The organism is Pseudalkalibacillus sp. A8 (assembly GCF_045920555.1).
GTDB lineage: Bacteria > Bacillota > Bacilli > Bacillales > Fictibacillaceae > Pseudalkalibacillus.
This window is the reverse complement of the sequence record NZ_CP174509.1, coordinates 1777161-1800255: the sequence shown is the minus strand read 5'-3', so window position 1 is coordinate 1800255 and position 23095 is coordinate 1777161. Positions and strand designations below refer to the sequence as shown.

The window sequence follows — 23095 nt, the reverse complement described above, 5'->3', positions numbered from 1 at the left end:
CTACATAAGCAGGCTGTTTCTTTATCCAATCAGGCTGATACGAATGCTTTTTTGACTTGTTGTGCAGGTGTACCTGAGAATGGGTATACGGTGAGGGCATTGTCTTTCGCCTTCAGCTTTTTGATTTCACGCCCAGTCGCCTGGACGAGTCTTCCTGTAATAAGTTCGTTTTGATCTTTAATCGATTCTTCGAAAAGGGCTACTCCATCAAATTGATCAGTGGAATTGCCAATCACGAACCAAGTCTGTTCTTGATCATCGACATCATGCAGGAGCTTCACATCTTTTATAACTGGGGCATGGTGGACGGAGTTGAAAACATTCACAAGATCCTCGATGATTGCGCTCGCAGTTGGAAGCTTCCCTGCCCCAGGACCCTGTAGCTTCAACTGACCGACAAGATCTCCCGTAATGACCACTGCATTATCAACGCCCTCTACAGAATACAATGGATGGTCTTCAGAAACTACTTTCGGTTCAACATCGATTTTCAGTGCTCCGTCTTTATATACAAGTGAAGCAACATGCTTCAAACGGAAACCAAACGTTTCAGCAAGCCGGATATGGTTCAATGAGATTTCCCGTATCCCTTTCCGCTCGATCCATTTCCACTCTGGACGCTGTCCGAACAACAACTCCGTTAGGATGACGATTTTATAAAAGGCATCATAACCATCCACATCATTGGACGGATCTGCTTCAGCATATCCTTTAACCTGTGCGGATTGCAACGCTTCTAAAAACGCCGTTCGCTTATTTCGTATTTCACTTAAAATGTAATTGGAGGTCCCGTTCAAAATCGCTTCGATCTTCACGACGGAATTCACCTGAAGCAATTGGTGCAGTGTCCCAATCACCGGAACCCCGCCAGCGACAGATGCTTCATAGGAAATTTCAACATTCTTTTCTTGAGATTTCTGCTTCAATTCCCTTCCTTTGTGGGCAAACAGTTCTTTATTTGCCGTAATGATATGGCAGCCTTTATCGATGGCTTTTGATAAGTATGTGTAACCAGGCTCGATTCCGACAATCGCCTCTATTACGACATCCAAATCCGGTATTGCGAGGATTTCATTAAAATCTGGAGTGACAAGGATGCCCGGATCAATGCCTCTTTCCTTTGTACTGTCATTGACCAGAATCCCTGCAATTTCTACATTTTTGCCGAGAAGTAATTTTAACCGGTCTTGATAGTTTTTGATGATTTCATAGACACCGCTGCCGACCGTTCCAAATCCGAGTATTGCGACTTTTACTGTTCCCAAGCTCTTCCCTCCTGTTTATACGCTTAGTTTCAATTGTTCCCTTTGCTTCAATTCACGTCGTAAAATTTTACCGCTGATTTTCGTTTTCGGAAGCTCCTCGACCACTTTGATTTCTCTCGGAGCAGCGTGTGCGGACAACTCTTTTCGGACGAACAAACGGATGTCTTCCAGCAAATCCGGTGAATCGGTGTATCCATCGTTCAAAGTGATGAAGGCTTTGACGATTTCACCGCGTGCTTGGTCCGGTTTCCCGATCACGCCTGCTTCAGATACCGCATCATGCTCAATCAGTTTGCTTTCCACTTCGAATGGGCCGATCCGTTCTCCAGCAGAGTTGATCATGTCATCACTTCTGCCCTGGAAAAATACAAAGCCCTCTTCATCTTTTTTTGCAAGGTCACCAGATACGTACCACCCTGGATATTTAAAATAAGATTGATATTTCTCCTCGTTCTTCCAGATCTCTTTCATGATTCCGGGCCATGGAGCACGTACAGCAAGCTGTCCAGTCTCGCCAGTAGGAAGCTTGTTGCCTTCTTCATCAAGGATACCGACTTCAATCCCTGGGAATGCCCGCCCCATCGAACCCGGCTTGATATTTTCAGACGGAAAATTGACGATGAGATGGCCTCCTGTTTCGGTCATCCACCATGTATCATTTACACGTACACCCCAGTTTTCATATGCCCAGTGGATCACTTCAGGATTCAACGGTTCACCGACACTCAACACGTGGCGGATCGAGGATAGATCATACTTTTTATAAAGGTCCCCCTTAGCCATCAGAAACCGGAACGCTGTCGGTGCACTGTACCAGATGCTCACGCGTTTCGATTCGATCAGTTCATACCAGTCTTCCGCCTGGAAGCGGCCGCCATGAATGACGATCGTCGCCCGATTCAGCCATGGTGCGAACACACCATACACACTGCCTGTCACCCAACCAGGATGTGATGTGCACCAGTACACATCTTCATCTTTTATATCCAGCACCCATTTCCCGGTCTGGTAATGATGGGCGATCGAACGATGAGCATGCAGGACGCCTTTGGGTTTTCCGGTGGAACCGCTCGTGTAGTGGATGAGCATGCCATCTTCCAGGTCGACCCATTCGACCAGATCATCCGGGATCAAGACGTCAGCCGCTTCAATCTCCTCTGCCAGCAGGATTGTTTTCAAGGAAGGGATTTCCTCTGTCTGAACTCGCTTCACGAGCTCAGAATCCGTAATCAAAAGAGATCCATCACAATCATTGATCCGATCTTTTACGGCATCCTCCATGAACGCTTCGAACAACGGTGCGGCAATCGCTCCCACTTTGATAATCGAAAGGATTGAGATATAGCACTCAGGCGTTTTCGGTAAGAAGACGAAAACCCTATCACCCTTATGGACACCGTTTTCTTTTAAAACAGCAGCATACTGATCGGTTTTATTTTTCACCTGTCGGAAAGTGAGTGTCCGTTCTTCAGGTCCATTTACATAATGTAACGCCATCTTTTCCCCGTATCCGTCCTCCACATGACGATCGATGACTTCATAGGCTGCGTTAAGCTTCCCATCAGTACTGAACGGCAAACCTGCAATCACTTTTTCCCATGAAAAAGAATCCTTCACTTTCTCATAGCTTTTAAGATTGTACTCACCCTTCAACGGTGGTAATGTATCGATTTCTCTTTTTCCCATATCCACTTCTCCTAGCCTCTTGATTTATGAATGGACCGCCTCGGCATTGTCAGATCCAAGCGGTTGAGAATTCTGTTTTATAGTTTGACATACTCTGGCTTCCGCGGTTTCGTGGTCTTGCTTCCTCGCTCCCCTAACCTCTTTTTTTATGTTTGTCGTGATTTTTTGTCGAGATACTTCCCAATGGTTTCGCGATTTCCGTAACTCGCCTCAAACCTCAAATATCACAGGCATATGTGGAAATTGTTCCACGGAGCCGCTGTGCTTCTTTATACGTGCAACGATTATGGACCACCTGGAGTCCTGCATCCTTCGCAATCTGTGCAGCTTTTTCAGAAACGACCCCCTCTTGCAACCAGAAAACTCTCGGTTGTGTGATCGCCGCTTCTGCTGCTATTTCAATCGCTGCTTCTGGGCTCCGGAAAACCTGGACGACATCTACAGGACCTGGAATGCTCTTAAGATCTGGGTATGATGGTTCTCCAAGGATCTCTTTTTCACGTGGGTTGACCGGGATGATCTTATAACCTAGACGCTGCATCTTCCGAGCCAGACGGTGGCTTGGTCGAGCTTCTTTCCCGCTCAAACCTACGATTGCGAGTGTCTTTTGTCGTTGGACCTCTTTCCCGTTGATTTCTTCACGGACATATGGAGAGGATAGTGCCCAGCGAATCACTCCCTCATCGTTGATTACGATTTCTGTTTTACCATTCGCTGATTGCCCTGTCGCTTTGAACAATGCCTGATCAAGATCATTGATGAGATCACGGACAGATTCGACCCCTACTGATAAACGGACTAGTTCCTCTTTTACCCCGGTCGCCTCCAACTCTTCACGAGACAGTTGTTGATGTGTGGTCGAAGCCGGGTGGATGATCAAGGATTTCGCATCTCCAACGTTGGCCAGGTGAGACCACAATGCAACATTGTTTATCAGCTTGCTTCCAGCCTCTTTTCCGCCTTTGATTCCGAAATTGACGACTGCCCCGAAACCTTTCTTCAACACTTTTTTACCGAGTTCATGTGATGGATGGCTTTCCAACCCAGGATAGGAGACCCATTCCACTGCAGGATGCTTTTCGAGTAATTCTGCAAGTTCTTGCGCATTCTGGTTATGTTTTTCAACTCGGAGGTGCAGCGTTTCAAGACCTTGCAGCAACAGGAATGCGTTGAAAGGACTCAAGCATGCACCGAAATCCCGTAAGAGCTGTACCCGCAGCTTCGTGCTGAACGCAAGTGTTCCGAAATCATTGGCATAAACAAGTCCGTTATAGCTTGGATCCGGTTCAGTGAATCCCGGAAACTTAGGAGAATTCCAGTTGAAACGTCCTCCATCTACGACGATTCCCCCGATGGATGTTCCGTGGCCACCGATCCATTTTGTTGCAGAGTGGACGACGATATCCGCTCCGAGCGTTATAGGTTTACAAACATACGGTGTTGCAAACGTGTTATCAATGATGAGCGGAACCCCTGTCTCATGTGCAACCGAAGCAACCGCTTCGACATCCAGCACGTTCAAACTCGGATTCCCGATAATTTCAGCAAACACAGCTTTGGTTTTATCGTTGATCGCTTCTTTAAAATTGTCCGGGTTGGATGGGTCTACGAAACGTACTGTAATTCCGTATCTCGGCAATGTCGTCGAGAACAAGTTATACGTACCGCCGTATAGATTCGTAGCAGCTACGATTTCATCTCCGGCACTCGCTAAGTTCAAGATTGATAGAGTGATCGCCGCCTGACCTGAGGAAGTTGCAACTGCCGCTACTCCGTCTTCCACGAGCGCGAGCCTCTTTTCGAATACATCGACCGTCGGATTCCCGATTCTCGAGTAGATGTTTCCAGGCTCATCTAATGCAAAGAGCCTTTCTGCATGCTCGGTGTCATGGAATACATAAGAACTGGTCTGGTAGATCGGAACGGCACGTGATCCGGTTGTCGGGTCAGGCGCCTGCCCGCCGTGCAGTGATAAGGTTTCAATATCGTAAGTGTTGAATGTATCTGTCATTTGTTAGTCCCCCTGATTGGTTGTGTTCTCTATTTAAAAAAGCCCTCTTCGATAAGAAGAAGAGGGCTTCGACCACTCTTCTTATCTATCAGGATTGCTCCTGCAGGAATTAGCACCTTTTCAAGTTCAATCAAAAACTTGATGGTTGCCGGGTTTCATCGGGCCAGCCCCTCCACCGCTCTGGATAAGAAGTCAATTATTCTTTTTTAAATGTAACTCAATTCACTTGTTCAACCTTGGACGCCAATCCTGTCGCCGCTTCTATCGCTTGCTCTAAATCTTCTATAAGATCCTCTACATTTTCAATTCCCACTGACAATCTGACAAGATCTTCCGTTACACCTGTAGATGGCAGTTCCTCCGGTCTCAACTGCTGGTGGGTCGTGCTTGCCGGGTGGATGATCAGGCTCTTAGCGTCCCCTACATTGGCGAGGTGTGACCATAATTCAACATTGTTGATCACTGATGCGCCTGCATCCCGGCCGCCTTTGATTCCGAAAACGACGACTGATCCAGCGCCTTGAGGCAAGTATTTATTCGCAAGCTGTTTCGATGGATGGCTCTCTTGTTCAGGATAGAGCACCCAATCCACGCCTGGATGTCCCTCGAGGTATTCAACAATCTTCCTAGCGTTTGCTACATGCTCTTTCACCCGCACATGCAATGTCTCCAATCCTAACGCAAGCTGAAAAGCATTGAATGGACTTAACGATGCTCCTGTATCCCGTAAAAGCTGGACACGTGCTTTCACAATGAAGGCAGCTTCAGGCAGCGCTTCCGCATATACGATACCGTTGTAGCTATGGTCCGGTTCTGTGAATCCAGGGAATTTCGGCGAATTCCAATCGAACTTCCCTGCATCGACAATGACCCCCCCCATGGTCGTTCCATTACCACCAAGCCATTTCGTAGCTGAATGGACGACGATATCTGCACCATGCTCGATCGGCCTTAACAAATAAGGGGTAGCAAGCGTGTTGTCGACGATGAGTGGAATACCGGCTTCATGTGCGATTTTCGCGATTGCTTCAATATCAAGCACATGCAGCCCAGGATTTCCAATCGTTTCCGCAAAGATCGCTTTCGTTTTCGGGGTGATTGCACGGCGGAAATTTTCTGCGTCCTGCGGATCGACAAAATGAGTTGTGATCCCATGTTTAGGGAGTGTGGTCGAGAACAAGTTATACGTCCCACCGTATAAAGTCGAAGCTGAGACGATTTCATCACCTGTCTCGGCAATGTTGAAGATCGCTGCTGAGATAGCAGCCATTCCACTTGCGAACGCTAATCCACCAAGCCCTCCTTCAAGCTCGGTCACCCGTTCTTCGACAACATTGACCGTCGGATTACCGATTCGTGAATAGATGTACCCTTCTTCCTTAAGTCCAAAAAGGTCTGCAGCATGTTCTGTATTATCAAACTTGTAAGCATTTGATTGATAGATCGGCAACGCTCGTGCACCTGTAGCAGGATCAGGTTGCAGTCCTCCATGTACCCCTACTGTTTCAAAACGATATTTTTTTTCTTCACTCATGTCATTCACTCCTCATTTTTTATATTTTATATATTGTGATTTATCATTAATCCTTCAAGCTTCTAATCTCGCATCTTCTACATCCAGTTCTGCCAACTGCTCCTCGACGAAGTACCCCCATTTTTCGAACTCTACCAAGAATCCATCGTGACCGAATTTCGAATCGACTTCATAAAATTCTGCAGTGCCACCGAATTGTTGGATGGTTTTCACGAATTCATGCAATTTTTCAGGCGGGTAAAGCAGGTCCCTTGTAAAACTGATCGCAAATACAGGAACTTGCAGTTGCTGGATCGCATGGTCTATGCCGCCTCGGTCACGTCCCAGATCATGGCTGTTCATCACCTCGAGCAGACGAAGATAACTGTTGGCGTCAAAGCGCTCGGTAAGCTTCTGGCCTTGATAGGATAAGTATGATTCAATATCGTACGTTGGGAGCCCTTCCGATATGATATGGTTCCGCTCAAAGCGTTCTTCAAAAAGGACATCTGAGCGGTAAGTGATCATCCCGATCATCCGTGCAAGGCTCAGTCCCTGTTTCGGAAGCTTTCCTTCGCTCCAGGCAGGATCTTGCTGGATCGCAAGACTTGAAATATGGTTGAATGCAATCGCGTAATCACTAAACTGAGGCGTGACAGCAATCGGGAAAATACTATCGATGAATTCAGGATACATGACTCCCCATTCGAGGACCTGCATCCCGCCGAGCGATCCCCCAATAACTGCCCTTAAATGATTGATATTGAGGATATTCAGTGCTACGAACTGAGCTTCTACCAGGTCCCGGACTGTCAAGCTGGGGAAATTATTGTGATAGGGCTCCCCCCTTTGCGGATTGACTGATGCCGGACCAGTTGAACCGTTACAGCCACCGAGTACATTGAAAGTGATGACTTGATAGCGCCTCGTATCGATGTAGCCGCCTTCCTTGATCAATCCGTGCCACCAACCAGGTTCATCTGAGGTGCCGACTGTATATTGGTTCCCCGTCAACGCATGACAAACCAGAATGGCTGGTGCATTCCGAGGGCCACATCTTTCATAAGCGAGTTCCACTTCATCAAGTTTTTCCCCGGATTCCAATATAAAGTTCGGAATTTGCACCGTTCCTGTTTTATAAAAATTGGGCTTCCTCAATGTCAGGCCTCCTTTGTTATTTTTAATGCCGTTTGTTTTTCATGAAAATCAAAAAGCCTCTCTGTAAAAGACAGAGAGGCCAAATTATCAATACATTTGTCTCTCTCATCTTCCGAAACGCCAGTGCGTTCCGCAGGAATTAGCACCTTTCAAACCGAAGTTTGATGGTTGCCGGGCTTCATCGGGCCAGTCCCTCAGCCTCTCTTGATAAGAGTTGAAATCATTTAATTTTTAAATTATTTGATTTGAATCTTAGCATGACGGAAAAAACGTGTCAACAGCGAAATTTAATTTTTCCATCGACTTTTCCCAACCTGGAACACCCGCCATTACGCCGTTTTCAAGATATTTTCGTCGGATTAAAGATAATTTATGTTTTTTAAAGATAATTTTATATTTTAAAGATAGAGAGCCAGTTTTTAAAGATAACCGCTAAAGAAGGACGACAAATCGTCGTCCTTCTCCGTTAGGTTCAGGGGTAAGGAATCACGCCGTCTTAAATCACGGGGGTTCTGGATGGATTCACGCAGATTTCCGGATAATCGCGCGGGTTTCAAGATTATCACGCGGATATCAGGTAGAATCGCGCCGATTTCCCACTTAATCACGCCAAACAAAAACAAAGATCTACCTCGCCCGGCACGTCTCATCTTTTACTATGCTTTTCACCCACTCATACCCTTCTGCAACGAACTCATCACTTGGGGTCAAATGTGGAGTATACTCGAATACGAATCTGATGCCTCCTATCCCCGCCAGATAACGAAGAATCGGTTCTAGCTCGTAATGCTCAAGGTTTCCCTCATAGGAAGGATGGACGGGGGTCCAAATATATTTATCACCTATGAACGCCACGTTATGTATATGGGCGACATGAATATGTTTTTCCCATTTCGAAATGTAATCCATTGCATGTTTTCCGGTTGCGATCAAGTAATCCCCGATATCGATGCAAAGTTTCAAACCATACTTCTTCCACGTGTTTTCAGGAAACTGATGCAGGTAACGGATGCCATCAGGAGAACGCTGAAAACCAAGCTTTGGTTCACACACGATAGAAATCTGGTATTTTTCCTGGATTACGTTCAGCCTTTTCAACCCATATTCAATCAGCATATTCGGATCTTTTTCAGTCTTTTTGCTTTTAAAATAAGGAAAATGGACAAGAATATATTCTACTCCAAGCCTGGATAGTTTTTCGGCTTCTTTTTCTAATTGTGCCCAAGCATATTCCGGCTCCACTTGAACTTTTTCGATCAAATCGTATTTGCTTCCGTTCCTGAAAAGAGGAGAATGGACACCAAAAACTGCATTCTTTTTTCTGCACAAATTCAAAAATCGATCAAACGATGGTTGATTATCAAATTCACCGATTTCAACGTCCTCGATCCCCTCCCAAAACAACTTTTCAAATTGATCAGGATCAGACATGATCGTACTTCCGGATATACTTAATCGATTTTTCAACAATCTCTCCCCCTACGTACTTTTACCGCTTTTTTACTATATTCTACCATTATCCTAACACAAAAAGCCGACAAAAAACTGTCGGCTTTTTAAATAGATCAATTCGCGTATTAAAGGCTGAAGCTATTCCGTTTACCCCGGTTGCATGTTGAGCATGGCGGGAGAATCCATCAACTTGACGATTTCTTTCATAGCTGAGCTTTCTGTTGACATCAGATAGTCATCCATTCTGCTGAAGATCTGCTTCCTTCGCCATTCATTTTCAAGAATAAGTGCAATTTCGTTTTCAGATGGCTGATCATCAAGCTCCATAATCAGCCCCTTCTCCTTCAAACCTCTTAAGTTGTATTGCTCCTGTCCTGGCAAAGCAGTGTGCACAAAAATGAGCAAACGCTTTTTCAAAGCTTCACTGATCGTGATACCGCCTGGCTTTGTAATGATTGCATCAGCCTGTTCATAAAGCATGTTCATCTCTTCCCTGCATTCTATATATCCTTTCGGCTTGATATGCGCTAGATTCCAAGACTCCAATTCTTTGAACAGCTTATCATTTTTTCCACATAAAACTGTATATTGATATCGCGCATTTTCCCGGATACTTCTCAAATAAGGAAGGATATTCCCGATTCCGCTGCTTCCTCCGGCTACAAGTATATGCTTTTTATCTGACAGATAACGGGTTGTTAAAGATACCATTTCGTCACTTGTCGGGATTCCAGTGATCGAGATTTGTTCTTCAGCTACATTATGCTTCTCCAACAGCACTCTTTTCATCGTTTCATCATTTACGAGATGAAGATCAATGTGCTCCTTTCCCCAAATGCCATTGACGAAAAAATCCGTATATACATTCACTACGGGAATCGAGAGTTGGTGCTTCCGTTTCAAACGGCTTACGATAGCGGATGGAAAACAATGTGTACAGACGATTAGATCGGGTTTCTCTTCCTTTAACAACTCAAGCATTTTCGTTTCAAATCCAAGCATCTGCACATAGTCGATCAACATGGTATTCTGTTGATTCTTCGGTTCATACATGAAACGCCTGTATACCCAATGGTACGTTTTCGGGAGCGAGCTGATCCATTTCAAATACATGTTCCCAATCGTCTTTTCCAAAGGCTCATTCCAATAGCTGAGAAAATCAATCTTCCTACAAGTGATCGTTTCATCTGAACTTTGAATGGAATCAATGAGCGCATCTGCTGCCCGATGGTGTCCAGACGGCATCTGAAATAAAGGTAAAAACAATATTTTCTTCATGCTCTGCTCCCTCCTTTCAAGCTCTTATTCTTGATGAAAACCGTTCCGATGAAGACCACCAGGGCTACAACACCAATCCACGGCAGATAATGTAAAGGGATTTGGTCCCCGATAAAGAAACCGACAAAAATATAACTGATTGCCCAAAGCGCACTGCCGATGATCGAAAAGAAGATATAAACCGTAAATGGGTAACGGCTTGTACCTGCAATATATGGAGCAAGCTGTCTTACACCTGGAATGAACAAGCCGAATAAAATGGTCAAGGTTCCATATCGCCGGAATTGGGTACTTGCCTTCTCCCAAAGCTCAGGTGTAATTTTTAAAAAACGACCGTATTTATTGAGGAAAGGGAGGCCGAGAAAACGACCGGCAATATAGGCGATCAGCATTCCAGACAGGCTTCCGCTAAAAGCGCTGATCACCGTCCATACTAATTGCAAGTGATCCTGTGCAGTAAGCATCCCAATCAATACAAGAAAAGTCTCTTCTGGTGATGGAATGCCGACAATACCGCAAAATAATGTTAATAAGATAATCCAATAACCATAGTTTTCGATAGCAGCCATGATGTTCTCAAGATTCATACGGACCTCTTCTGTTCTTCTGTAGTGTTCAGATTCAAGTGTTCTTCTAAGGAAACGCCCCGAAACCCGCGACGCCGTAAATGCGGAAGGAACCCTTTCAAGGCTTCGATCATCTGTTCAGGGGCATCTGAATCCGCCCCTTTATTCTCCCCATCATCATGGAGAAGATAGATTTGACCGTCCGCAATCTGTTCCACTAAATCCTTTTGCAAGGTTTTCGAATCCGTCCCCTGTTTCCAATCTTGAAAAATAGCGGACCAAAGGACGATCGAATACTTTCTTGCAAACCACATCGTAAACACATTGAACCGTCCATAAGGGGGCCGATAAAAGGACGGTTTTATCCCGATGAGATTCGTGATGATTTTCGCAGTTTCATGAATCTCATGTTTTGTAGCCAATGGTGTCAGAAACCAGCTGTTCGTATGGCTATAGTGATGGATACCGATCGTATGCCCTTCCTGATGCATCCGTCTGATGAGCTCAGAATGCTTCACTGCTTTTTCCGCAACGACAAAGAATGTCGCTTTCACATCATATTTTTTCAATAAATCCAATACTTGAGGTGTATAGATCGGATGGGGACCATCATCGAAAGTCAAAGCCAGCATCTTCTTTTGTTCCCCTTTTTTGACCATACCTATTGTAAGCATTCTTAACAAGACTGTCGGTAGGATACCATACAGCAGAAAAAGGAGCAATCCTATTGCTACGGTTAACAAGATCGTTTGCATGTTTCATTCACCTTTGTGTTCATTATTAAACGTTCAAAAAGATTGCTTGTTTCATTTTGCAACCACAACCTTCCTTATTCTACCAGATATTAGAGTTTACAGGAAGGTGATTTTTATATGTGTTCGTCAAGTATTGTGTGTTTAAGTCAAATATCGCCCTTCCAATTTCCTCCTAATTGTATTGAGACGCGGCTTGGGTTGTTTTATCTGTCACTATGGATACCCCCTGGCGTCTTATTACAAACCAGGTACGTATTCAAACCTTTCTCATATAGTGGTAGGAGTAGAAAAGTGTAAAGGAAGATTGGATGAACAGTTACAATGACATTCAAAGCTACAAAGTACACATAGATGATGATGATTACAAATACTTTAGAGAGGACGTATGGGCTGAGGAGCCGGTACATGCCGAATTGATGGTCGGCGATAATGTTTATGATATCGACTTTCTTTACCGTGGAGCTCATATCCGTAAAGTGACCAAGAAGTCATACCAATTCATTTTCCCAAAGGTAACTTCGGGAATGAAAGAACTTCACCTGAATGCAGAATACATCGATAAATCACTGATGCGGAACAAGCTTTCTCTTGATTTCTTTTCGTCGATTGGTGTCCTCTCCCCAAAGTCTAATCATGTTCTTTTAACGATCAATGATGAATTCCAAGGGATCTACCTTCAGCTTGAATCTGTTGATCGCTTTTTTTTGAAGAGAAGGAAGCTTCCAAAAGGGCCTATTTTTTATGCGGAAAATGACAATGCAAACTTCTCTTTGATGAGCCCGATCCGAAAGGGGATCAAGCAACGGTTTGAATCAGGGTACAGCCTTAAAGAAGGGGATGAAGTGGACACAGCTGAGCTAGGTAATTTCGTTTATCAGATTAATACAATTTCTCAAAAAGATTTTGAAACTGAAATCTACCGCTACTTGGATGTGGATAAATATTTAAGATGGCTTGCAGGCGTCGTCTGCACCCAGAACTTTGACGGCTTCATCCACAACTATGCGTTGTACCGAAGAAGTGACACAGGTTTATTCGAGATTCTCCCTTGGGACTATGATGCGACGTTTGGCCGGGATATCCATGGTGAAGAAATGGAATACGACTACATTCCGATACAAGGCTATAACACCTTGACAGCACGTGTTCTCGATGTCCCTTCATTCAGGAGTCAATACTACCTCACTCTGAAAAAGATACTTGAACATCAGTTTACACCCGAATATCTCGGAAAGAAAATCGGGCTGATGTTTCGCGAAATCGAGCCATATGTAAAAAAGGACCCCCATCTGAAGGGGACCATTAAGCAATTTTACAGTGAACCTGAGTTCATTTTGAAGTACATCACTAACCGTAACAAATATCTCCGTGCCCACCTTTCAGAACTCCTCTAAAAACATTGAGATCACCATCGGATTTATGTATTGCCCAGAATATAGAAAAGGGCTGTCCCAATAGTGTCTGAGTCCCTCTGTTCTTCACTAAAGACTAGATCGGGCTCGGCACTCTATTAACAAACATTCTCATAAGTAGTTGTGTTATAGTGCCTGACTCTGTTTTAGTCAGTGTGGCGGAGAGGTTTGTACACTTTATTTGGGACTGCCCCACGATTCTTCATTCATTCGATTTAAGATTACATTGGATTATAGAACGGATTTCAGGAAGTATTTTCGGTGTTAACCCTAAAATGACATACTTTTCCAATTGATTAGGCTAATGCCTTTGGAGCTCTTTTAATTCTCTTTGTCGGCAATCGATATTTTGAATGACATTTTCGTTTATGATCTCTGGATTTTTTACTTCTACAAGAAGATGACCGACCGGAAGAACCGTATGGGTCATTCCACATATATTTGTCATTTCCATGTTTTTTAGCTTTCTTTAAAGCATGGTTAACTGATCTTTTACCAGATGATTTGCCGGAACTATGCTTTCCAGAGGATTTTTTACCAGAAGACTTCTTACCAGAACTGTGTTTACCAGAAGAACTTTTGCCAGAACTGTGTTTACAAGAAGACTTCTTACCAGAAGAGTTTTTGCCAGAGGATCTTCCTGAGCTGTGTTTACATGAAGACTTCTTACCAGAAGATTTATGAAGAACTACAATTTCCTCTGATTCCAGCACATTATGATCATCTTTGACAGATGATTCATGATTCAATGCGCTACTATTTTTCATACACTTACCTCCTCCTTAATCTATTGAGCACGCTTGTACTAGCAGTATATGTCCTTATCTTGGAAATGTTATGGTTATACGTTTATTTGTATAAAATGGTTGTCTGTTTATTTTGAGCATTCCTCTGTTCTCAGCTATAACCTTACAGAGTCAAAGAAAAAAGACTTCATTAGAATCTATGAAGTCCCAAGTTCCTCATTGTTATAGTTCTGATAGAATACGGTTGATTTCTTTAACTTTTGAACGTTCAAATTCGACTGCGACTGTAAATTCTTCTGCAAGAACATCATTTTTCTTTCCATACTTTTCACGTACGACTTCATGCAGCTCATACGGGAAGAGCATATCAATCATCATTACTTTCTTTTGCTCAGGGGTTAATGGGTTCACAGATTCATAACCTTTCAACATATGGTTGATGACCTCATCATTCCAAACACCCGTATCACCCATGGTAGGAATGATCATCTTCCGTAAATCCCTGATCGGGAGATCGAACGTAGTCGTATCCAAATCAATGACCCAAACTTCGTCATTGGACAAAAGCGTGTTCCCCGTACCGTAATCCTGGTGGCATAGGTTAGGAGATTCTTTGCATTGGGCGACCCATTCCGGATAATGTGATTCTTGTAATTTACCTAAGACTTCCTTGCCAAACTCGATAAAATAATCGATTTCTTTTAAATACTCCACGGAGAACGGATCCTCAGGCGTTTTCTCTGCAAGCAACTTCCATGATTGCATCTGCTGGCACCTTTTCACATAATGGTTGGGCCATCTTCCAAGCTTCGTAAAAATCGGAATGCCGCTTAAAGGCTTGTATCCGACTGAATCCAAATGATAATGGGCCAATCCTTTCATGATCCACTCCATATCTTCAGGAACCGTGATATCGAATTGTCGACCTTCGATCCAGTCATACAGAACAAACAAAAATGGACCTTGTTTAGCATAAAGACTTCCTTGTTTGGTAGGAATGATCCCTGGAACCTTCGCTCCTTTTTTCGCTAAATAGTCTTGCGCATGAATTGAAAACAACGACTTCTTTTCTGGACGATTCATCCTTTTCAAACATCTCGGGCCATTCTCAGTCATGATTTTCCAGACTAAAGCCATTTGCCCACCTTGGATCAATTCAATGCTCTGAACTTCAAAGTCCCAGTTCACAATCAGTTTTTCTGCAAGTAACTGTAGACTTTCCAACATTTCCGGTGTAAGTTCCGGTTGTTCTTCACCGTCTATGTCATTTTCCAAGTCTTCATTCTGATCAAGTTCATCATGTTGATTTGACATCATTTCACCTTCCTAGACATTACTTTCTCTATTATTTGTATGGAGGTTTTTAGAGATATGTCCTAGTTACTCGTCCATACAAATTAAATAGGGCTTATTCATCAGGCGAATAGCCTTTTTTTAATCAAAGAATTCTGTATGTTGCACAAAGACTCGTCTACCCTCGTAACATGATAGAGACTAAAAATTGGAAAAGCTTTGGAGGAAAGAGAATGAAGATTGCTTTAATTGCAACAGAAAAATTACCTGTTCCGGCAATTAGAGGTGGGGCGATACAAATTTACCTGGAGTCCGTCGCTCCATTAATTGCAAGAAAACATGATGTAACCGTATTTTCGATCGTCGATTCGAAGTTACCGAATGAAGAGCGAAAAAAAGGTGTCAAGTATATACGGTTCGAAAATGAAAACTATCTGGATGGAATCATATCGCATCTGGAAACAGATGATTATGACGTAGTCCATGTCTGTAACCGTCCGATCTGGGTCAATCAACTACAGGCAAGAGTACCAGGTCCTAAGTATATTTTAAGTGTCCATAACGAAATGTTCGCGGAAGGGAAATTAGCTCAAGAAACTGGAGAACGTTGCATTTCCCTCGTTTCGAATATCGTTACTGTAAGTGATTTCATAGGGACCACGATTACCGATCGATTTCCTCATGCAAAAGATAAAGTTCAGACGGTTTACAGTGGTGTAGACCTTGATAGTTACCATCCAAAATGGACAAGTGATGGAAGAGAAATCAGGAAAATGATGAGAAGGAAAATGGATCTAGAAGACAAGAACGTTATCTTGTTTGTAGGGCGATTAAGTAAGGTGAAGGGTCCACATATCTTGATCCAGGCGTTGCCTGAAATCATTAAACGACATCCTGACACATACCTGGTTTTCGTAGGTTCCAAATGGTTTGGAGATGATTTTGTAAACAATTATGTGAAGTACTTGTATCGTCTCGGAACTCTTTATATGGAAAATGTGAAATTCGTTAAATTCGTCGAACCCGCAGATATCCCTAATTATTATTCAATGGCTGATATCTTCGTGTGCTGTTCACAATGGCAAGAACCTCTGGCAAGGGTCCATTATGAAGCAATGGCAGCCGGCCTCCCTCTGATCACAACCAACAGGGGTGGGAATAAAGAAGTCATTAAGCATGACAGAAATGGATACATCATTGATAATTTTGATGACCCATCAGAGTATGCGAATCATATCAACAAACTACTGGATGATTCATCGTTACGAAACCGGATCGGTGAAAATGGAAGATCGATTGCAGAAGATTCCTTTGGTTTTGAACGTGTAGCTTATCAATTACAAAAAGTCTATGAAAATGCGTAAATCAAGGACAAAATGATACTTCATAGTTATAAATTGAGAGGATGGTAATTTAATGGAAAGCGAGCAACTCGAACGAAACTTTCATGATGAAAGTAATGAAATTGGACAAGATGAATCAACGGAATCTGATGATTCAATAGAAAAATTGGAATTATCCGGAGAATTGGAAGATGTAAATCAATATGTCCGACGAGTATTGGCGTATTATCCGATTGAAGTAAAGGGAATCAAATTGAAATCCAGCAAAAGCGGTCGTACCAAATGGTTGGTTGATACTGAACAGGGAAAAATGGTTTTAAAACAAGCAATAATGCCACCAGGAAGAATGCTCTTTATAAGTAATGCCCACCTCCATTTACAAGATAATGGCTTGCCGATCGCTAAAATCATAAGAACAAAGGGTGGAGGTTTATGTATAGGAGCTGATGATCATGCTTTCATCCTTTATGAACATCATGAAGGAAAAGAAGCCCTATATTATGATCAGGATCATTTAACTAAAACGATGGAATTCATGGCGGATTTTCATATGAAATCTGCTGGATTTGAACCTTTTGAAGGCAGCAAAAAACGGAGAAGAGTCGGGAAATGGGAAAAGCTATACCGATGGAAGCTTCAAGAGCTTGAAGGCTTCAAGAAATTAGCGCTGAATCACCAAACAGATCCGTTTTCGATATTGTTCCTCCAACATGTCGATCAAATGCTTGAATTAGGGAGTCAATGCCTGAAAGAAATAAAACATCCGGAATTTGAAGATTGGACAAGGCAAGTCATTGAATCAAAAACATTTTGCCAGCAAGATTTCACCCTAGCCCGGATGATACTGAAAAATGATGAAGTATTCATGAGTGAACTTCATTCCGTCAATCATGATCTTCCTTCGAGAGACCTCAGGATTTTCCTTACGAAGGTAATGAAGAAACAACATGTTTGGGACAGCAACTTATGCTGTGAAATGCTGAGAGCATATGATCGGAAACATCCATTGACTAAGGAAAATTATAAGGTATTATGGACTGATTTAAAATTTCCTTACCTCTTCAGCTCCATCATCCACAAATATTATCTAAGCCAGAAAAAGGCTTGGTCAGATGAAAAATATCTGGCAGCCTTGAAAAATACAGTCAGTATCGAAACGACTAAAATGGATTTCATCAATAATTTTGATGAAATGGTTGAACGAATAAAACAGGGAGGAGAGAGCGACAATGAGTAATCGAGCAAATATAGAAATTCCGTTAGTGGATTTAGAAGAATTCATCTTTTCTCCACCTGGAGCTATGGGGTGGAGCGAGTCTGAATATCAAAAAGTGCTGGAACAAGAGCCTGATGCATCAATGACAAACTTTTCAAACCTTTATAATATCAGAAAAAATGCTAAGAAATTGACCATATTGCCAAACATAGAGGATTTTGAAATCCATGAACCGATCTTGGATCAAAATGAAGAAGAAAAACTCACCCAGGTTGCTCAAGAAGAAATGGCTGAAGCCCCTCATCTAGAGCTTGTAGAAGATTCCCATGATACAGAAGAAGAAACAGAAGAATACAATGATTTCGAAGACGAAATGGAAGAATACCATGATAAGGAAGAGGAAATTGATCACCTTTATGAACCGCGCCGGGAAATCATGGTGGCTTATAGAATGCCGACAAGAAGACTTAAACCAAAACCTTATAGAATGCCGACAAAAAGACTTAAACCGACCCCAGCTTTGGGAACAAAAAGTAATACCCTCTAAAAATACGTAGATGCCCAAACACATTACCCTGTTACCCATATCTTAGTAATGATACGTATCTTATAAGGGAGGATTAGTCTTGTTTCGAAATAACGAAGAAATATTAAAGCATATTTCCAACCATCTGAATAATCGATCGTTCTCCTCAATAGAAGTCAAAGTAAAGTTACCAGATGGAGATGTGGTCCAAATTAACATGAAAGGTGATACTCAGAAACAATTCACTGGAAAAGCCAATAGCAAACCTTCTAACCTTTGGTTGACAAATCAAATACCCGTAAAAAGGTTGAACCAAGCACCTTCACTACGTTCATAAGAACATGTTCGAAGAAAAAGTTAAAGGAGGACCAATGATGTCACGGCAAAAAATAACCTTTCTGAAAAATCTATCGGATTGCTTATCGGACCCCCCATCGGATATTGATATAACATTTCATTGTAAGGACGGTACTAAAATCGATGTGTTGTTTGACAAAGATCAAGATATAACCTTACACGAATTCGATGATGAAGAAGAAGATGAATATCTAGATGATGATTTTGAAGACGAAGAAGGTAGCGATGACGAGTAATTCCAAGGGAAACAAAAATAAAAATAAATGACGTAAGGGGCTGACTACAAAGGAAAAAGTCAGCCCCTATATTGATTCATTGGATCTTATACAATTCCGTTAAATCCTCAATCTCTTTTTCCAGTCCTTCTTTCAAGCTAAAATCCGGTTGATAATTTAGTAGTCTTCTGGCTTTAGAGATATCTGCCCAGGTATGCTTCGGTTCCCCTTTTGCCGCAGGTTGAAAGGTGACCACCGCTTTCTTACCTATCAACTCTTCAAGATAATCGATGACTTCTAAAATCGTAGCGTTCTCTTTCCCACCTATATTGATCGTAGTTCCAACGCAATTTTCACAGTTAATGACAGAAGCTGTCCCTTCCACGCAATCTGTCACATATGTGAAATCCCTGCTTTGCTTTCCGTCTCCGATGATTGTGATAGGTTTATCCTGCATGATCTGTTTAATGAAAATATGGAAGGCCATGTCTGGTCTTTGTCTTGGCCCATAGACCGTAAAATATCTTAAGATGATTGTCGGAATCCCCCAGAACTGGTGATAAGTCTTGCAAAGATACTCGCCTGTAAGCTTTGAAATGCCGTATGGGGAGAGAGGCTCTGGTTTATAGTCTTCTGACACCTTCCCTTTTTGTTCACCATAAATGGAGGAAGTGGAAGCATAAATGAATTTTTTAATCGGTAAGCCTTTACATGCTTCCAGTAAACGTTGTGTTGCAAGTATATTGTTTTGAACGTATTGATTGAAGCCGCTCCCCCAGCTGGTACGTACACCAGGTACCCCTGCTAAATGGTAGACGACATCCACTTTATGGAGAATCTGTTTCAGATCATTCGCACCAAGATCGATATTTACATATCGGAAGCGTGGATGATGGAGAAACGACTGGATGTTCCGTTCCTTGAACTCTTTTTGATAATTACCAGTCATTTTATCAATACCGGTGACAGTAATCCCCTCTTTTTGTAAAAAGTGTTCACATAAATGAGAACCAATGAAACCAGCAACGCCAGTAATGAGGATATTCAAAGCCTCCCCACCCCTACATCTAATGCCGGAAACACATCTTTACATCTCGAACCAACGTATCCCCCACCAATTATGCATATCATCATTCATATCATCCTTTGTTTGTTAACAGCTTTTATATCGTATTACACCTCCAATATGCACGTGCATACTGACAAACAAAGAAAATTGAAAAATAGGCGAAAGGACAATTTATATTTACATAGGCAAACCTACTCACGTACTTATTTAAGCAGGAATAAATAATAGAAGAATGTTATTTAGGGGGAGAGGAATTGGTAAAAAAAGCGATAATTCCAGCGGCTGGTTACGGAACAAGAAGCCTGCCAGTCACAAAAGTAGTACCAAAAGAGATGTTTCCGATCGGAGGTAAGCCTGCAATCCACTATATCGTAGAGGAAGCGGTACTTTCTGGAATTGAGGAAATATTGATTGTTGTTTCTAAATCGAAAAGTATAATAGTCGATTATTTTGATGCGTCATTAGAATTGGAAGCCTTTTTAGAAAAAAATAATAAACTTCACTTGTTGAAAAATACAACAATGCCGAAAGTCCATATCCAATACACACGGCAGCCCTATTCCAAAGGTTTAGGTGATGCGATATTGCAAGGGAAGCGATTTGTTGGTAACGAGCCTTTTGCAGTACTCCTCCCAGATGATATCATTTATAATGCCCCTACCCCAGCATTGTCCCAACTTATCCGTATACATGATCAGTTCAACGCAAATGTCATCGGACTGAATAAAGTTCATCCGGATCTGGTTTCCCGTTATGGGGTCATTGATGGAGATGAAGAAAGAACTGACCTTTATAAAATCAACCATATTGTAGAAAAGCCTAAATCCAATGCACCGTCTAATTTAGTTGTAATTGGTCGATATGTTTTCGATCCAGAAATATTCAATCATATAGAAAGCTTGACACCGGGGGCATCTAACGAGGTTGAATTGACTGATGCTATAGGCATGTTGCTCAGTAATCAGGTTTGTTATGGGAAAATAATCGATGGTGATCGCTTCGACATCGGTACCGACGACGATTATATCAATCTAATCAATGCGATGTGGAAGGATAAGGAGTAATTGAATCTAAATACAAATCATGCCATTGCCTATTCAGTGGCACTTTCTTTATACGACCTGCAAAAGTGTCTGAATCACCCAGGTGTCTTCCTTAAGAATTTCAGACACTATCATGCAGGAACAGCCGGATTTAGCTTTAGATATGTATCTTCTCTTCTTTTTCTAATAACTGCTGCGGATTCAACGGTTTCAGTTCGTCTAATACAAACGAGCCGTCCTTTTGAACCAGCTGGTCATCGAAGTACAGTTCGCCGCCGCCGAATTCCTTTCTCAAAATCAGCACCATATCCCAATGGACCATCGAACGATTTCCATTATCGGCAGATTCATAGGCTGATCCAGGCGTAAAGTGGATACTGCCATTGATTTTCTCATCAAAAAGGATATTACCAACAGGGGTGTTGATCAACGGATTCAGTCCAATCGCAAACTCCCCGATATAACGTGCGCCTTCATCAGAATCTAAAATTTCATTCAACTTGTCCGTGTTGTCTGAGAATGCGTCAACTATTTTTCCATCCTTTAAAGTCAGCGACACATTATTGAAAGTCACTCCACGATATGGGCATGGTGTATTGTAAGTGATCGTTCCATTAACACTGTCCTTAACTGGTGCCGTGAATATTTCCCCATCTGGGATGTTGCGCTTCCCATGACTTGTAACTACTGAAATTTCCTTGATAGAAAAAGTGAGATCAGTGTTTGGAGCCACGATCCGTACTTTTTCTGTACGCTCCATAAGATCTTGAAGCGCTTTTTGTCTTTCAGCAAGCTTCTCATAGTCGATCCCGCACACTTCGAATACATAATCCTCAAAGCGTTCTGTTCCCATTTTTGCTTTTTGTGCAGCCGCAGAAGTGGGATAATTGAGCAGTACCCAGTTACGCTGATTCGTCAAAACATCATGGACCGGTTTCATCACTTTCCCGTGGAGCTGCATGATATCCGTCGGAACCTCAGACATTTCAGCATCATTATCCACTGCGCGTATATGTATCAATGCATCGACATCTTCAATTTTCTTTTCAAGCCACCCTTTTGATATCTGAATGGAGGATTCGCTTGATGATTTTGCAATTTCTACGCTTAATTCATCATCCTGTAACTCCAGAAATGGCTTACCTCCTACCTTGTATACTTCACGGATAATTTCCTTCATCAGTGGTTTGGCCACAATACTGCCGGTGATCAGGACCGCTTGATCTTTTTTCAATTCAAGTGAGTGGTTTACCAACGTATTCGCTAACCGGACGAGCCTTTCATCTCTCATTCCATCAACTCCTCTATTTTATATTTTCCTACTACTGAATTCGATGATTGGAAGTTAATTCCTTCTTTACAGTTTCATAGCTTTTCTCGTTGAAAAGTTTGTAAATGACAAGTATGTCAAAAACGCTGTCCCAGCTACGATGACTCCAAGCATCCAGCTGATCGCCCTCATGAATGTATCCTCACCCGGGTATGCTGGTTCAACATGCAGGTAACCCCATAAAAAGAATAGGCACATCAATCCATAAAAGCTGCTTCCAACTAGACTCATAATCAGCCGATCGGATTTCTTCCTTTCCCACGATTGACTGAACGCGTCCACGTCAGAATGCTGGAGACCACCGCAGCCAGCATGATAACCAAATGTAAAAACGGGACCATCAATGACATGAGTAAAAATAGAATCAGACCTGTGAGTCCAAAATACACAGTGTTGATGAAAAACAGGGCTAATCCACTCAGCCAGGGATTCCTGAACCATTCTTTCTTACTGACTGATTCAATGATTTTAAAATCAAAAGGGATTATGCTGTAAAGCTTCGATCGGTTCATAACGACTAAGAATATAATAATCAATCCACATAATAATAGCAGTGTCATCGTCATTCAACCTCCACTTTGTTTCAAATGCCCCTGCTTTGATTTCCTTCGGCTTATCTAAATAGTAGAAATAGAGATCTTTATAATCAGCATGAAATTTCGTTTCCTTAAAATATCCACCAAGGGCAAGTGTGGAAACCGGTTTGCTATCTATAGCGGCCGCTTTTCCTTCTGGGATCTCGACAGTTCCATATTTGAGCTTGTCATTAAAGAAATGATCACTGCCTTTTCGAGTGTGTTCATACAGATTTATACCAGAGTCGACCGACGCGATCTCCCCTCCCCACAGTCTCTTAACTCA

22 protein-coding genes and 2 riboswitches are annotated in these 23095 nt (G+C 42.4%); of the genes, 7 read left to right on the top strand and 15 right to left on the bottom strand.

The genetic code is table 11. The annotated features are described in order from the left end of the window. Positions 1–29: 29 nt before the first annotated feature. From ACJROX_RS09310 to ACJROX_RS09270, 9 genes are all read right to left on the bottom strand, one after another. Positions 30–1265 carry a homoserine dehydrogenase gene (locus ACJROX_RS09310; RefSeq protein WP_408010476.1) on the bottom strand — a complete coding sequence of 412 codons (1236 nt, stop codon included), beginning with the start codon at positions 1263–1265 and terminating at the stop codon, positions 30–32. Between the two features lie 15 nt (positions 1266–1280). After that, positions 1281–2951: an acetate--CoA ligase gene (gene acsA / locus ACJROX_RS09305; RefSeq protein ID WP_408010475.1), complete on the bottom strand. Its 1671-nt coding sequence runs from the start codon at positions 2949–2951 to the stop codon at positions 1281–1283. 217 nt (positions 2952–3168) lie between these two features. Continuing rightward, positions 3169–4962, bottom strand: a complete 1794-nt coding sequence (locus tag ACJROX_RS09300; RefSeq protein ID WP_408010474.1) for a PLP-dependent aspartate aminotransferase family protein — start codon at positions 4960–4962, stop codon at positions 3169–3171. Positions 4963–5040: 78 nt separating this feature from the next. Further along, a riboswitch (SAM riboswitch) is annotated at positions 5041–5153 on the bottom strand. 26 nt (positions 5154–5179) lie between these two features. After that, a complete protein-coding gene (locus tag ACJROX_RS09295) occupies positions 5180–6496 on the bottom strand; it encodes an O-acetylhomoserine aminocarboxypropyltransferase/cysteine synthase family protein (protein ID WP_408010473.1) in 1317 nt (438 codons plus the stop codon). Between the two features lie 54 nt (positions 6497–6550). Next, on the bottom strand, positions 6551–7633 hold the full coding sequence (locus ACJROX_RS09290; protein WP_408010472.1) for a homoserine O-acetyltransferase: 1083 nt from the start codon (positions 7631–7633) through the stop codon (positions 6551–6553). 102 nt (positions 7634–7735) lie between these two features. Further along, positions 7736–7847, bottom strand: a riboswitch (SAM riboswitch). A 413-nt stretch (positions 7848–8260) separates the two neighbouring features. Then, a complete protein-coding gene (locus tag ACJROX_RS09285; RefSeq protein WP_408010471.1) occupies positions 8261–9100 on the bottom strand; it encodes a TIM barrel protein in 840 nt (279 codons plus the stop codon). A 132-nt stretch (positions 9101–9232) separates the two neighbouring features. Further along, complete coding sequence (locus tag ACJROX_RS09280; protein ID WP_408010470.1) at positions 9233–10363, bottom strand: MGDG synthase family glycosyltransferase; 1131 nt, start codon at positions 10361–10363, stop codon at positions 9233–9235. Beyond that, positions 10360–10950: a DedA family protein gene (locus tag ACJROX_RS09275; protein WP_408010469.1), complete on the bottom strand. Its 591-nt coding sequence runs from the start codon at positions 10948–10950 to the stop codon at positions 10360–10362. The genes ACJROX_RS09280 and ACJROX_RS09275 overlap by 4 nt, the downstream gene beginning before the upstream one ends. After that, the gene (locus ACJROX_RS09270) at positions 10947–11684 is read right to left on the bottom strand and encodes a polysaccharide deacetylase family protein (protein ID WP_408010468.1); all 738 of its coding nucleotides are present in this window, start codon (positions 11682–11684) and stop codon (positions 10947–10949) included. Before ACJROX_RS09270 ends, ACJROX_RS09275 begins: the two co-directional genes overlap by 4 nt. 308 nt (positions 11685–11992) lie before the next feature. Here ACJROX_RS09270 and ACJROX_RS09265 point away from each other — a divergent pair, with 308 nt between their 5' ends. Further along, a complete protein-coding gene (locus ACJROX_RS09265) occupies positions 11993–13078 on the top strand; it encodes a CotH kinase family protein (protein ID WP_408010467.1) in 1086 nt (361 codons plus the stop codon). 314 nt (positions 13079–13392) lie between these two features. Here ACJROX_RS09265 and ACJROX_RS09260 read toward each other — a convergent pair whose 3' ends face one another. Continuing rightward, complete coding sequence (locus tag ACJROX_RS09260) at positions 13393–13863, bottom strand: hypothetical protein (protein ID WP_408010466.1); 471 nt, start codon at positions 13861–13863, stop codon at positions 13393–13395. Positions 13864–14064: 201 nt separating this feature from the next. Further along, positions 14065–15156, bottom strand: coding sequence for a CotS family spore coat protein (locus tag ACJROX_RS09255; RefSeq protein ID WP_408010465.1), 1092 nt, complete (start codon positions 15154–15156; stop codon positions 14065–14067). Between the two features lie 212 nt (positions 15157–15368). Between ACJROX_RS09255 and ACJROX_RS09250 the strand changes: the two genes are divergently transcribed. From ACJROX_RS09250 to ACJROX_RS09230, 5 genes are all read left to right on the top strand, one after another. Beyond that, on the top strand, positions 15369–16499 hold the full coding sequence (locus ACJROX_RS09250) for a glycosyltransferase family 4 protein (RefSeq protein ID WP_408010464.1): 1131 nt from the start codon (positions 15369–15371) through the stop codon (positions 16497–16499). Positions 16500–16551: 52 nt separating this feature from the next. Beyond that, entirely contained in the window at positions 16552–17715 is a 1164-nt protein-coding gene (locus ACJROX_RS09245) for a CotS family spore coat protein (protein WP_408010463.1), read from the top strand. Then, a complete protein-coding gene (locus ACJROX_RS09240) occupies positions 17708–18241 on the top strand; it encodes a hypothetical protein (protein ID WP_408010462.1) in 534 nt (177 codons plus the stop codon). Before ACJROX_RS09245 ends, ACJROX_RS09240 begins: the two co-directional genes overlap by 8 nt. Positions 18242–18320: 79 nt before the next feature. After that, positions 18321–18557, top strand: a complete 237-nt coding sequence (locus ACJROX_RS09235; RefSeq protein WP_408010461.1) for a hypothetical protein — start codon at positions 18321–18323, stop codon at positions 18555–18557. 37 nt (positions 18558–18594) lie between these two features. Further along, positions 18595–18813, top strand: a complete 219-nt coding sequence (locus ACJROX_RS09230; RefSeq protein WP_408010460.1) for a hypothetical protein — start codon at positions 18595–18597, stop codon at positions 18811–18813. A 76-nt stretch (positions 18814–18889) separates the two neighbouring features. Here the strand turns inward: ACJROX_RS09230 and ACJROX_RS09225 are convergent, their stop codons facing one another. Then, positions 18890–19840, bottom strand: a complete 951-nt coding sequence (locus tag ACJROX_RS09225; RefSeq protein WP_408010459.1) for an NAD-dependent epimerase/dehydratase family protein — start codon at positions 19838–19840, stop codon at positions 18890–18892. 275 nt (positions 19841–20115) lie between these two features. Here ACJROX_RS09225 and ACJROX_RS09220 point away from each other — a divergent pair, with 275 nt between their 5' ends. Further along, entirely contained in the window at positions 20116–20925 is an 810-nt protein-coding gene (locus ACJROX_RS09220) for a UTP--glucose-1-phosphate uridylyltransferase (protein WP_408010458.1), read from the top strand. A 136-nt stretch (positions 20926–21061) separates the two neighbouring features. Here the strand turns inward: ACJROX_RS09220 and ACJROX_RS09215 are convergent, their stop codons facing one another. From ACJROX_RS09215 to ACJROX_RS09205, 3 genes are all read right to left on the bottom strand, one after another. Then, the gene (locus ACJROX_RS09215) at positions 21062–22195 is read right to left on the bottom strand and encodes an aminopeptidase (protein ID WP_408010457.1); all 1134 of its coding nucleotides are present in this window, start codon (positions 22193–22195) and stop codon (positions 21062–21064) included. A gap of 66 nt (positions 22196–22261) precedes the next feature. Next, the gene (locus ACJROX_RS09210) at positions 22262–22465 is read right to left on the bottom strand and encodes a hypothetical protein (protein ID WP_408010456.1); all 204 of its coding nucleotides are present in this window, start codon (positions 22463–22465) and stop codon (positions 22262–22264) included. Positions 22466–22467: 2 nt separating this feature from the next. Beyond that, the gene (locus tag ACJROX_RS09205) at positions 22468–22794 is read right to left on the bottom strand and encodes a hypothetical protein (protein ID WP_408010455.1); all 327 of its coding nucleotides are present in this window, start codon (positions 22792–22794) and stop codon (positions 22468–22470) included. Between the last annotated feature and the right edge of the window lie 301 nt (positions 22795–23095).